Annotated in this window: 6 protein-coding genes; all 6 read right to left on the bottom strand. The window is 59.3% G+C overall.

Annotated elements, in window-relative coordinates; translation table 11 throughout:
- Positions 1–15 precede the first annotated feature (15 nt).
- Entirely contained in the window at positions 16–1,872 is a 1,857-nt protein-coding gene (locus tag BBBR_RS02220) for a ribonuclease J (RefSeq protein ID WP_003828464.1), read from the bottom strand.
- 79 nt (positions 1,873–1,951) lie between these two features.
- Positions 1,952–2,857 (bottom strand): 4-hydroxy-tetrahydrodipicolinate synthase, encoded by a 906-nt coding sequence (gene dapA / locus BBBR_RS02215; protein ID WP_003828462.1) that lies wholly within the window; start codon positions 2,855–2,857, stop codon positions 1,952–1,954.
- 105 nt (positions 2,858–2,962) lie between these two features.
- Entirely contained in the window at positions 2,963–3,718 is a 756-nt protein-coding gene (gene dapB / locus BBBR_RS02210; protein WP_003828460.1) for a 4-hydroxy-tetrahydrodipicolinate reductase, read from the bottom strand.
- 87 nt (positions 3,719–3,805) lie between these two features.
- Positions 3,806–5,125 (bottom strand): MFS transporter, encoded by a 1,320-nt coding sequence (locus BBBR_RS02205; protein WP_014484068.1) that lies wholly within the window; start codon positions 5,123–5,125, stop codon positions 3,806–3,808.
- Between the two features lie 171 nt (positions 5,126–5,296).
- Positions 5,297–9,232, bottom strand: coding sequence for a UvrD-helicase domain-containing protein (locus BBBR_RS02200; protein WP_003828456.1), 3,936 nt, complete (start codon positions 9,230–9,232; stop codon positions 5,297–5,299).
- Positions 9,229–13,326, bottom strand: a complete 4,098-nt coding sequence (locus BBBR_RS02195; RefSeq protein WP_003828454.1) for a PD-(D/E)XK nuclease family protein — start codon at positions 13,324–13,326, stop codon at positions 9,229–9,231. Before BBBR_RS02195 ends, BBBR_RS02200 begins: the two co-directional genes overlap by 4 nt.
- Between the last annotated feature and the right edge of the window lie 127 nt (positions 13,327–13,453).

The following is a 13,453-nucleotide window of genomic DNA, read 5'->3' as shown; positions in this document are numbered from 1 at the left end:
CCTGGATAATCCTGATCAGTTGTTGTCTACGATTTCGACGTCTTGAGCGATGTCGGCCACGACAGGCACGATCATCGGCTTACGGTGAAGCTGACGGGCAACCCATCCGCCGAGTGTACGACGCATAATCTGCTGCAGCTTGTAGGTGTCGCGAGTGCCCTGCATCATCGCGTCGTTCAGCTGTTCGGCAATCTGGTGACGCACCTTGTCGAACTCGCTTTCGTCCTCTGCCACGGCATTCAGGTAGATCTTCGGGCCGGTAACGACCTCGTGGTTATCGGTATCGACCACCACGAACGCGGAGACGAAGCCTTCAGTACCAAGGATGCGGCGCTTCTCGAGTTCGTCATCGGTCAGCTCGCCAACCGAATCGCCATCGACGTACACGTAGCCGCACGGCACGGAGCCGACGACTGCGGCCTTGCCGTGATACAGGTCGACCACGTCGCCGTCCTCGGCCAGCACCACGTTCTGCGGGTCGACACCGGTCTTGACGGCAATCAGTCCGTTGGCCACCAGATGGCGGTTTTCGCCGTGGATAGGCATGGCGCACTTGGGCTTGACGATGTTGTACATGTACAGCAGCTCGCCCTCATTGCAGTGACCGGACACGTGCACGGCGGCATTGTCGCGGTTGACGACCTTGGCGCCGAGCTGCACCAGCTTGTTGATGACCTTGTAGACGCCGTGCTCGTTACCCGGAATCAAGGAGCTGGCGAGAATCACCGTGTCGAACTCATTGATATGGATGTCACGGTGGTTGCCGTCGGCGATACGGCCAAGGGCGGCCATCGGCTCACCTTGGGAGCCGGTGCACATGTAGACGAGCTTGTCGTCCTGAATGTCGTTGGCCTTCTTGAGGTCTACAACGGTGCCTTCAGGAATGTGCAGATAGCCAAGATCGGCAGCGATGGACATGTTGCGCACCATCGAACGGCCGACAAACACGACCTTGCGGCCGTACTTGTGGGCGGCATCCACCACCTGCTGCACGCGGTGCACATGGGAGGAGAAGCTGGCGACGATGATCTTGCGGGTAGCCTGCGCAAATGCCTGGTCAAGAGCCGGACCAATGGAGGTCTCCGGCTTGACGAAGCCAGGAACCTCGGCGTTGGTGGAATCCATCATCAAAAGATCCACACCCTTTTCGCCGATCTTGCCGAACTCCACGAGATCGGTGATGCGGTGATCGAGCGGCAGCTGGTCGAGCTTGATGTCGCCCGTGTCAATCAGGGAGCCGGCTGGGGTCTTGACGTAAACGGCCAGGGCATCCGGGATGGAGTGGGTGACGTTGACGAATTCGAGGTCGAACGGACCCACCTTGAGCTTGTCGCGGCCGGAGACCTCCACCTTGGTGGGGTTCTGGCGGTGTTCCTTGCACTTGGCATCCACAAAGGCAAGAGTCAGTTTGGAACCAATCAGTGGAATATCCGGGCGCAGCTTCAGCAGGTAAGGCACGCCACCGATGTGGTCTTCATGGCCGTGGGTGAGCACCAGGGCGTCAACCTTGTCGAGACGGTTCTTGATGTAGCTGAAATCAGGCAGGATGAGATCGACACCCGGCTGCTCCTCTTCAGGGAAGAGCACGCCGCAGTCGATAAGCAGCAGGTGACCGTTGTATTCGATCACGTTCATGTTGCGGCCGATTTCGCCCAAGCCGCCGAGCGGCGTGATGCGCATGGAGCCCTTGCGGTACTTCGGCGGGGCGATCAGCACGGCATCCTGCTGGGGAGCGGTGGCCTGCTGGGTGGCGTTGATCTTACGAGACGGCGTGCGGCTGTTGGAACCGTTGGCCTTGCTGTTGCGAGCGGAACCGCGACGACGAGAGTTGGAGCTTTTGGTTGTCTTTGTTTTCTTCTGTTCTGTTGCCATAACTTCTTAATTGTTTTCTTGAGTGTTGCTTCCGCTCTGTCATGCGGAAGCGGCGGGATGGCAACCCGTATGCAGGGGCTTAGAGCAGTCCGGCGGCGCGCATGCCCTCTTCAGCCTTGTCGAGCTGAGCGGCATCGGGGCCGATATTCGGCAGGCGCATGGTGGTGGAGGGAATAACTCCTCTGACCTTCAGCGCGGCCTTGGCCATGACGGCCTGATAGCCGTCGCCATTGAGCGCGTGGACAAGCGGGGCAAGCTGATTGGCAAGACGGCGGGCGGTGGTGATGTCGCCTCGATCAAATGCCTGGACAAGCTGCTGCATGGGGTTGGAGGCGACATGGGCAATCACCGAAATGATGCCGACGGCGCCAATGGAAAGGAACGGCAGGAACAAGCCGTCATCGCCGGAATACCAGGCGAGGCCGGTGCGCTGCTGCTTCTCCACTGCGGCTGCAAGATCGCCGGTGGCGTCCTTGACAGCCTTGACGTGTTCGAGTTCGGCCAAACGGTCGTAAGTGTTGACCTTGACCTTCAAGCCGGTACGGCCGGGAACGTCATAGACGATAATCGGCTTTTCGGCGGATTCGTCGACGGCCTTGTAATGGCCGACGATACCGTCCTGCGAGGGGCGGGAATAATAGGGCATGACGACGAGCACCGCATCGGCGCCCGCTTCCTGAGTCTGCTCGACCATACGCACGGTATGAGCCGTGTCATTGGATCCAGCACCGGAAATCACCGGAACGTCAACGACTTCCTTGACCGCCTTGACCAGATTAACCTTCTCGTCCATGTGGGTGACCGGCGATTCACCAGTGGTGCCATTGACCACCAGACCATCCGCACCATCGGCGACGAGCTGCTTGGCGAGCTTCTGCGCAGCATCGAAATCGACACTGCCGTCGGATTTCATAGGGGTTACCATAGCCGGCAAAATGCGGCCAAAAGGCGCTGGGTCAAGAAGATGCATGTCATGCTCACTCATAGTGTTCACCGTACTTCCCAATGTGGACTCTTACGTTACGTACCATTATGGCCGGCAGTCGCCAGTCAATCGTTCGTCACGTCTTGACTGGCGACTACCGCCGGCTTACAGATCAAGGAAGTGATCGAGGCCGATGGTCAGGCCAGCAGGGGCGTCAGTGGCGAGCTTGCGAACGGCAAGCAGCACGCCCGGCATGAAGCTGGTGCGGTCGAAGCTATCGGCACGAATGGTGAGTTGCTCGCCGGCGTTGCCGAACAACACTTCCTCATGGGCGTTGAGGCCGCGCAGGCGCACGGCATGCACGTGAATGCCGTCGACCACCTGACCGCGTGAGCCGCCGTCGGTTTCGGTGGCATCCGGCACGGGAGCCATACCGGCGGCCTTGCGCGCTTCGGCGATGCCATGGGCAGTGTGGATGGCGGTGCCAGAGGGGGCGTCTACCTTGGTGGGGTGGTGCAGTTCGATGACTTCCGCGGATTCGAAGTATCTGGCGGCCTTGGTGGTAAAGTAGTCGGCCAGCACAGCGGAAATCGCGAAGTTGGGGGCGATGAACACCTTCTGGGTTTCGGGCTTGGGCCCGCCCGCGATGGCTTCCTTGACCTGGGCGAGCTTCTCATCAGTCCAGCCAGTGGTGCCGACCACCACATCCACGCCTTGGCCAATCAGGGTAAGCACGTTGTTCAGGCTGACGGACGGTACCGTGAACTCGACCACGACATCAGTGTTGTCGGGGGCGATTCGGGTCAGGTCGTCGCCGGCGTCCAAAGCAAGCGCCAGCTGTGTGTCCGCGGCGTTGTTCACTGCTTCGACCACATACGAGCCCATACGTCCTTTGGCACCGACCACCGAAACCTTGATCATTCGTACTCCCTGCTTCTTGTTAACGCTGTTATTCAACCGGCAATCAGCCTATCACCAGCAAGGCCTCGCGCCAATACCCGCGTCCATCTACACACGCCGTTTGGCCAGCGCCCAACCAGCCAAGGCCAGCGGTACTGAAGCCAGCGTGAATAGGAACGGCAGCATCATGCCGACATGCGGGCTGGAGGCGTCGAGCACAATGCCAGCCACGGATGAGCCGATTGATGTACCGACCGTGCCTGCGGTGGTCACCCAGCTCAGGCCTTCGGTCAGGGATTCGGGCGGCACCAAATCCTTGACGATGAGGTTGCCGGTGGCGAATGTTGGCGAGACCACAAGTCCGGACAGAATCTCCATGGCGCCCAACAGGATGAGGTTGTCCATGGTCAGGCGGAAGAACACGTATCCCACAGTCAACAGGCTGAGGAACATCACCATATGTGCCCAATGGGAACCCTTGATCTTCCGCGAGCCGAAAACCAGTGCTCCGATGCAGGAGCCGACTGCGAACATGGCCAGCTGCAGGCCGAGGAAAGGCTCTAGCCCCATGGATTTCATCGTGGCGGTGATCGACACGTCAAAGGAGGTAAAGCTCATGTTGAATACGATGAACACGGCCAGCAGAGGCAACACACCGGCATAGAGCAACACACTCTTGGGCTTGGCTCCGCTGCGTTTGAGCTGGCGGAGCGTCAGCTGATCGGCATCATCGCTTGGTGTTGGATGGCCATTGTCGGCGGCAGCCACAGTGACCTGTTCCACGATGACCGGCGGTTGGGTGGATCTCAGTGAGAAGAACACGGTGCCGCCTATGCCGCAAGCCATGGTTGGCACAAACAACTGAGAAACCGGGTGCACCGAGGTGGCCAACCACGCGGCCAGGATCGGGCCGAGGATAAATACAATCTCATCGATGGCCGCTTCCATGGCGTAAGCGGTGTTGAGTAGTTGCTCGCCATCTTCGGCACCGCGCAACGCATATGACCAGCGGGTTCTGACCAAGGCGCCAAAGGAGAACTGGGTCAGACCCATGATGATGGCCAATACGAACAACAGTGGAATCGGCACTCGTATCAGCGCTGCGAAGGCGAAGGCCAGCATGGCGACGATTTGCACGGCGAGTGCAAGACGGCCGACACGGGCCTGGCCGAATCGGTCGAAAGCGCGCGCGTAGAACGGGGTGACACAGCTCATGGCGAGCACATAGGCAGCGCTCATGGTGCCGGCAATCGTCCAGTTATCGTACAAATGATTGAGTGCCAGCACAATGCCAAGGCTCATCATGGAGATTGGCAGACGGGCCACTGCCCCGGATATGCAGAACGCTTTGGTTCCGGGCAGCGAGAACAGCCGCTGGTACGGCGAATGGGTGGCAGACGACTTGGATACAGCGCGAGCCGTAGACACGTGCAACTCCTTACTGGTGCGTTGTTCGGCACGTGCGCCCGCCCACACGTGCCTTCCGAGGGTAGCGGTGCCCGAGCAACGTCACGCGGTGCGTTTCAACCGCGGACCCACACTGTCGGGCACGCGCTCGTCACGCCGGCCAGCTGGAGTACAGGTCATGAGCCTTGCGACTCAGTCGTTGTCAGATTGTTCGGGGATCCCGGAGCTCAACTCGGTAAGGATTTCCTGTTTGGTTTTCGCGCGGGCATGAAGCTCGCGCAAGCCTTCATCAGGCTCACTGACATAGTAGAGAGTGGCGTCGATACTGTCCAATTCCACGCCCTCGACCGCGGCGAGCAGTAACCGATACATGTCGAGCTGAGCGAGTTTATGCTCCACATCATCCGGCTTGGTAGGCCGATGACCGGTTTTCCAATCGACCACGGTGTACCGTTTGGAGGTATCGGCTGGATTGATTCCGCCGAGGAACACCGCGTCCAATTTGCCGTTCACGATGCCGACTTCCGGCACATCCACCGCGATTGAGCGTTCGGCCCATACCGGGGTGCGTTGCGCCCATGAAGACGAGGCCAGACGGTGCTGCCACATCATGAGGTTCCGGTCGCAGACCGGTACGGATTGTTGGTCGATGGCGTTCAGGTCGGCCAATAGGTCGCTGCGGGATACGCCATTGCCGGTGGTAATGATTTCGGCGGCGCTGGAATCAACCGACGATGCGGCCTCATCCGGCTTACCGGCATTGATGAAACGCTCGGCCCAGTCGTGGAAGCGTGTGCCCGCTTCGGCAGCCGGCGAGGACACGCGAGGGATGGGCCGTATCACGCTGCGCCAGTAGAAGCGCTCCTCCTGTTGGCTCATACCACCCACCCGCGCCTGCAAGCTGGTGACGTTCTGACGTCCCGCAGCCAGAATGCGCTGGGCTTTGGCTTTGACAGCCCTGTCGAGTGCCGCACCCTCCAATGTGCCGGTCATGAGATCGTCGTCATCGACCAGCAATTGCGCACGTTGCAGCAATGGACCGGCCGGGTTGTGGCCGTCGTCTTTTGCGTTGCGCTTTCCGTTGATGGCATTACGCACCAAGGCGAGACCGCGGGTCAGATGTTCCGCGGTGTCTTCGCCCAATGACGCCGGCCATGGCAATGCATTCCGGCCGGAGGTCTGTTCCAGCGGCGTACGCCATGCGTCGCCAACCACAGCATCACAGTACTGTTCGGCGTTCTCCCCCACGATGAAGCCTTCGGGAGGATCAATGGGATCACCCTGGGGCGAGACCAGCGCCACTTCGGATCCCAGACCTTCCACGTATGCCTGAGCTTCGATTGCATGGTCGTGGCCATGCAACGCGTCATGCACCTCAAGCCAGAAGTTGGACGGGCTTGCGGCGCGAGACCCCTTCGGCACATTCGTGCAATCGCGGCTGGATTCGCCGGTATAGCGGCAATAGGTCAGCAAGGCGTCGTTGCGGGCGCGGGTAAGCGCCACGTATGCCAGACGGCGTTCGTCAGCGTGCAGTCTGCGGCCATATTCCTCGGACTGGGTCAGGTACCAGCTTTGCGGATCCACCTCTTCCACGCCATCGCCGAATTCGCGCATGGAGCCGAACACCTCATCATCGATGAGTTCCACGTCGTCGAGATTCCGCAACGAGTCAATGGGATCGCCATGCACATCGGCGTCATGAGGGAATCGCGGCAGGATTCCGGCATCGGCTCGTACGGGCACCGGTACGGCCACAGGGCTGGTCAACCACGAATCCGCGCTCTCGTGGTATTCGGGAGCTGTCCATTGGCCTTGTTCAGTGCCACCGGGATGGTTGTCATCCAGCACGACTTTGAGGTGATCCCCCTGATTGCTGGGAAATCCTCCGGCATTAAGCCCCACTACGGCAACCGCATCCCATTCCAATCCCTTGGATTGGTGCACGGTCATCAATTCCACATCCACCGGAGAGCCAGGCAGTTTGGCAGCCTCGTCTTCCACAGTGGCAAGATGATCCACCCATGCCATGAATCCACGTAATGTGGGCGTCTGTTCAACAGCGATCTCTTGCGTATAGGTGTCCACCAAATCCACAATGGAGTCCATGGGCATGCGGGCCAGCGATGGATTGACACGATGCTGCGGGTCTCGCAAAGCACCGGCAAGCACGGTATCGATATCGAGATTCAACGCCTCGATGGCCGCACGAATCACATCTGTGATTGACCGGCCGACCATATCGTGCACCTGACGCAGTGCCTCCACAGCCTGTTCGACGGCATGTCTACCGTAAGCGCTGAGCTGATCCAACCTCACACTGGAATTATCCTGCATCAGCAGATCCGGCAAAAACACTGCATTGGCCACCTGATCGCGATGTTCGCGAACCACGGCACCCCATTGCGACCTCGGCGTATCAGCAGGAGCCACACCGGCCTGCACCAAAGCCCGGAACCGTTGCTCCATATTCTGCGCTTCGGCGGCGCAGGCCAGTGCGGTCAGGTCATCCGAAGAAAGACCGAACCGTGGAGTGGCAAGCAACCGCATCAACGCTCCGGTATCGGTATGGTCGGCAACGACGTGCAGCAATGCCAGCACATCGCGGATTTCTGGGCGCTCCAGCAGAGCGGAATATCCGACCACAAACGTGGTGAGACCGGCCTTCTCCAATACCTCCTGATACTCGGGCATATGGGATTTGGACCGGAACAGCACGGCGACCGGCGCCTCCTGCGCGGCCCCGGCATCGCGATACCGCGCGATGGCGGCCTTGCAGAAGCGCACTACGGCATCGATTTCCTGCCCCGCAGTGGCCAATCCCAGCACACCAAGCGTGCCTTCAGGCGCGTCAGGCATGGGGTCAAGCGAGGATACGTCGACCTCGCGCATCAACGAACTGGAGGGACGGGCAGGGCGCGAACGCAACGGCAGCGTCAGATCGTTGGCCGCTTCAAGCACGATGCGACTGTTACGGCGTGTGACCGAAAGAGGGAATGGCTTGGACTCCGCTGGCATATGAAAGTCACGTTGGAACATGCGGAACGCACCCGGGCTGGCTCCTCGCCAAGCATAGATGGACTGGAACGGATCGCCCACGGCGTTGACCGCGCACCTTTCGGAGTTATTCACATGGAACAATGCGGCAAGCAGTGCCGCCTGCGTGGTGGAGGTGTCCTGGTATTCGTCGAGCAGCACATGACTGTAGCGACACCGCGTACGCTCTCCGATGGAGGGGAATCGCTCGATGAGCTGATATGCCGCAATGGTGAAATCAGAGAATTCCGCCATGTTCTTCTGGCGTTTGGCTTGTGCGTAGGCCTCAACCAATTGCAGCAGCACTTCGCGCTTGCGCGTGATTTCCAACAGTTGTGCACAATGGTAGGCACAGCGCGCATGCAACCGCTGCGCCCTGTCGTCCAGCTTCGCCTGCCAATCGGTGTCGCTGTCTTTTTTGAGTCGCTTGATCTTGGGAATTGTCGGCTCGATATCGGGAATGTCCTCGTTCTCAAGAGCGAGGCGAAGCGCGTCGACGAAAGCCGAGTCCCACTGACGCACGCGTTCCACAGCCTCATCGAATCCGGTGCAGCCGGAACCAATCATGGCACTGCCGATTGCACCGGATAATGCCAGCACGCTTCTGGCAAGACTGGTGAATGCGCCCAAATCCTCGCTCAGAGCCTGATCCATATGCTCATCGATGACTTCAGTGGCGAGCTGGAGCGCTCCAGCCTCGCTGAGCGGCTGAGTATTCTGATCGAAACCAACCAACAGACCATATTGGCGCACGATGGTTTGGAAGAAGGCATCATAGGTAAAAATGGCTGGTTTCAGGAACGCCCTGTCGAAGTTGGGAGTTGAGGCGCCAGGAGTCTGAGCGCCCTGTGCTGCAGGAGAATCTTCGCGCGATACCGCTGCGGATACACGCTCGAGCAACTCTCCGGCAGCTTTGCGGGTAAAGGTGAGGCCCAGTATGCGTTCCGGCGCAACACCGCGGTTGATGAGCGCGATGATGCGCTGGGTCATCGTAAAGGTTTTGCCAGAGCCGGCTCCGGCCACCACCAGTACGTCATCCTGAGCGGGAGCGTTGATGATGGCCGCCTGTTCTACGCTGGGAATAAAAGCGCTCATGCCTGCCTCGTTTCAAACACGGTATCGAGCTTGCCTGCACAGGCCGGGCAGACGCCGGTCATACGGCAATAAGCCACATGCGTTGCCTGCGGGTGGGCGTTGATGACGGACGACCGGCTGGCCGCGGCCGCGTAGAATACACGGGCGATCATTGTCAGCGACCACAATGCTTGGGTGCCGGTCAGCGAGACGAACTGCTTCCAGGTCTCGGTATCCACGCCTGCAGGCGGCGTAGCCGAATCCGGTATCGGCATATCGAAGAATTTGGCGGGATCCTTATACCATGCGCGATCGGTGAACGGCTCGGCATTCAGCGACCCGTTGGTAAAGAGCGGCGGCTGGAACACGCCTTCCGGAGCATAGCTTCTGGCCGGCGCATCGTTGTATGCCACATGGAATAGCGCGCTCTGCCCGATACGAGGGGCATTAGCCAATGCTGCGCTCCCTCGCAGCCCCTCTTCGGGAAAGACCAGCCCCAGCTGATAACACACCAACTGCAAGTCGTTGAATATCTGCTTGACGGTGGGTGCCGCACCGGTTTTGTAGTCAATCAAGCGAATGTTCTCACTGCCATCCGCAAGTATACGGGTTTCCATGCGATCGATGCGACCGGACAAGCGCACGGTCAGATCGTTACGCATACCTGACGGCCATCCGCCCACTAGGAAGCCCATCATGCTGGCCAAGGTATCGCGGTCTACTGGCCTCATACCAGGCAATGCGTTATAAGCAGCCACAATGTCATGCAGGTCGAATCGCGCGGCGAACGACAATTCGCAATCGGCCTTGGTCAACGTGCCAATCTCGAATTTGCCGACATTCTTGTCTAAATAGGCATCGGTATTGGTGCCGCTGAGCACAAAATAGCTGGCGATGTTGGCCAGGATATCGGCGGCGGAGTCATCTTTGCGCTTGGCGGTGTAGCGTTCCCGAGTATCCGCGATCGATTCGGGATCCGGGCGCTGTTCCTGATAGATGACAATCATGCGCTTGGTCACGGCTTCGATGCGCTGCTGCACTGATGACGCATCGCTTATCCCCATGGCATTGCGTGCCGACTCATCGGAGTCGAGACGATCCAGTCCCTCTTCGCTGCCCTGCTGCGCGACCGCGTGGATAAGGGTGCCGAATCCTGCGTTCACCGAGCCGGGTTGAGGCCCTGCAAATTGGTGCTCCAACAGCCAGCACACCGGGCAAGCCCAGAGACCGTCCACCGCCGAAGGCGATAACGTAACGAGAGGTGCGTGATCATCGCCTGACGTACGCTCATCATCTTCCGTCTGCTTGCTGCCAGACGCGGGCGATACGGCAGACGATGTGCCTCGTCTTGATAAGGCCGAGGCGAACGCCCAGTTGTCAGGATTAGCGGCGGCTATGCCATTTTCAGCCAACACTGCGAGCGTTTCAGCCGCATCACGAGCTTCGCTCGAGTCAGGTTCCGAAGTCGCCACAATCACGCGCGCTGCGGTCACCAATCCGCGTGGGTCGCCATCCAATCCAGATAAATCAAGCCCTGATTCGCTGGTCTGCTCCCCCACGTCCGTAAACCGTGCCCGCTGCTTATCCCGCGGATAGTATTCCGGCATATATCCGAACAGGAAGTCCGATGGGCTGAGGTCGTCGTTCCATACGGCACTGACGGTAACGGAACGGCACGCTCTGGTCAACGCCACCAGGAAACTTTTCTTCTCACTGGATAGCACCGCAATGAATTGGGGATCATGGCCAGCGGCATCGGCGGTGTTCAAGGTGCCTCGCAACACGAGTTCCGCCAGATCCTCACCACCGAACATGGTGTTGCGGCCGGCAAGATTGGGCCATACATCCTGTTGGAGAGACGGCAACCAGGCATACTGCCAATGCCGCCCTGCAGTACCAGCCGGAGTGGTCAACGTCACTGCATTTTCCACTGGCCCAATATGAGCCAGCGAATCGGCCTGCACCTGCATGGCACGCACCTGCGCTATGAACCCCATGATGTCCCGACTGGCGGTGGAATCTTCAGCGAATTGGAACAGCCTCATAGCAACATCAAGTCGGTCATTGGCCGCACGCCCATCTGGTGTGTTCGCCAATGCCAATTTCTGCCATACAGGTGTGATTGCCGCGGCATTCCACGCAACGGCGAGCGCATAACTTGGCCTGCTACGCTGCTCCGGAGGCAAATTGCTCAACCCTCGAGATATCTTGCCGACCAGCGTCCATAGATTCATGAAGGCGCGAGCCTGCGGGTCGGCGCCAAGCACTGCGGTGATAGCGTCCAATACATTCTCGGCAGGAGCCTGCGCATCGTCAAAGGCAAGCATCACATACAGCGCATCGGCACCGAATGCCAAATCGGCATCAGCGCTAAAACCGATAATGCTATCGTCTACGACAACCCGCTCATGACCGTCAACGGACGATTCTCGCAACGTCTCCCACGAGGAAATCAGCCCATGCAATGACGCCTTATCCCCCGCTATCGGCGCCAGGGATTCCAATGCCGCCATGGCGGATTCGATTGGCGCCAACCGCGCAGGCCGCCCTTGCCCGGGTTTGGCCCCAGCCGTCACCAACGGCCCGTTCATCACCGTGGACACTCGTGTACGAACATAGGAAGCGGTCTCGGCGAGACTCATGGTGCAGGAGGCTACACCTTCAGCGCGCAACCGGGCCAACTCAATCAAGGCGAACAGCCCCTGTACGAACGATTCACTGTTCAGCGGGCGGGTAACCGACGAGTATCGGACAGGCACGCCATCGCGCCTCAGCCGCTCCCCGTATGTACGCACAGTGGTATTGTCATGAGCGATGACGACCATATCATTCCACTGGATATGGTGATCGAGATGTGCGCGCTTCATGCGCCACACCACATCGTCAAGCTCTTCGCGCGCGGAACGATACAATCCAGTCTGCACAGTGCCATCATCCGAGGGGATATCAGCACCGGTATCCAGCGCGGACACCAGCTTGCCGGGCCTACGAGCAAGAGGCAACGGCTCGTCCTCTTCGGAAGGAATCGATAGGGATACGCGAGAGGCGACCAGCGAGGCATAAGTCTCACCGCTTGCGAAATCCGCGCTGGGCAATGTCATCTCCACGGCCTGCATCGGTCCCATCACCGCTTGCCTCATCAGGTATTCGGGGTACGAACCGCGGAAGGTCTGCACCGCCTCGTCCGGGTTTCCCACCAGCACTATGGCAGTACCGGCGTGATTCAGCTCTTCAAGGAACCTCATGCCGGCCAGGGTGATGTCTTGGGCATCATCCACAACCAGCAGCTGAGGCAATCCTCGTGATGCCAACCACGAATCGGAGTGTTCCTCCGAACGGCCGCTTGCCATAGCATCATGTATTTCCCGAGCGCCCGCCACCAGCAGATATGAGGCATCCAAACGGTATTGCCCCTCAGATGCCGCACTCTGCGCGGCGATATATTCTCTACGCAAGGCAAACGCCAAGCGCCACTGCACCAGCAGACGCGCATCCTGCGCAACGTCCGCCAACAAGGCGGCCTCCCCAGAAGGATTCACGCCCAGTTCATCCAAGCGCGCCAACATATCGCGCAGCTGGGCGATGAACGCGTCTGAAATTCCACGGGCAAAGACATCGGCGCTGGTCGAACCTCCGGTCACTGCTCCATCGGCATCCTGCACCAGACTGGCCCAATCGGCTTGGGCAAAGTATTCCCTAAGCAACGCACAGATTACGCAATCGTCGCCAGCAGCAGCATGCGCCATATGCACGGCCATCACCTGCCGCAGCAGTGCATCCTGTTCGGCACCATTCAGCAATCTTGGCAAGGGCAATCCAGATGCGGCCCTGGATGCCGCAATCACACGAAAAGCCACAGCCCCCAACGTGGTGACCGGCCTGGCCTGTACAGACGAGCCCATATCACGAATCACTCGATTGCCCAGCAAATCCGCGACGACACGACCGGGCACGACCATCACCGCCCCGGCACCGCCAAAACGTCGAAGCCCTGCCGTGAGTACGGACAAAGCAAACTCAGTTTTACCGGCTCCGGGCGCACCTGTTACCAGCCTCACCTTGCCGTCTTGGGCGATGCCGTCCAACAGTTCGTCTGGGTTCCATTGCGTAGTCATACGTTCAAGATTAGCCCGCGTGGAAACAAACGGAAGATATGTACCGGCATATTCAATTGGCCGGTATCCTTAACGGTATTCTCGATCACACAAGTTGGGGAACTGTATCAACGAGGATAATTTTGGG

This window comes from Bifidobacterium breve DSM 20213 = JCM 1192, from assembly GCF_001025175.1.
GTDB classification, from domain to species: Bacteria; Actinomycetota; Actinomycetes; order Actinomycetales; family Bifidobacteriaceae; genus Bifidobacterium; species Bifidobacterium breve.
The sequence above is the reverse complement of the archived record's forward strand: the minus strand, read 5'-3'. Positions and strand labels throughout refer to the sequence as shown.

Excerpts from the sequence above, each read along its gene's own strand:
- BBBR_RS02220 (WP_003828464.1), bottom strand. The coding sequence starts at position 1,872 with ATGGCAACAGAACAGAAGAAAACAAAGACAACCAAAAGCTCCAACTCT.
- dapA (WP_003828462.1), bottom strand. The coding sequence starts at position 2,857 with ATGAGTGAGCATGACATGCATCTTCTTGACCCAGCGCCTTTTGGCCGC.
- dapB (WP_003828460.1), bottom strand. The coding sequence starts at position 3,718 with ATGATCAAGGTTTCGGTGGTCGGTGCCAAAGGACGTATGGGCTCGTAT.
- BBBR_RS02200 (WP_003828456.1), bottom strand. The coding sequence starts at position 9,232 with ATGAGCGCTTTTATTCCCAGCGTAGAACAGGCGGCCATCATCAACGCT.
- BBBR_RS02195 (WP_003828454.1), bottom strand. The coding sequence starts at position 13,326 with ATGACTACGCAATGGAACCCAGACGAACTGTTGGACGGCATCGCCCAA.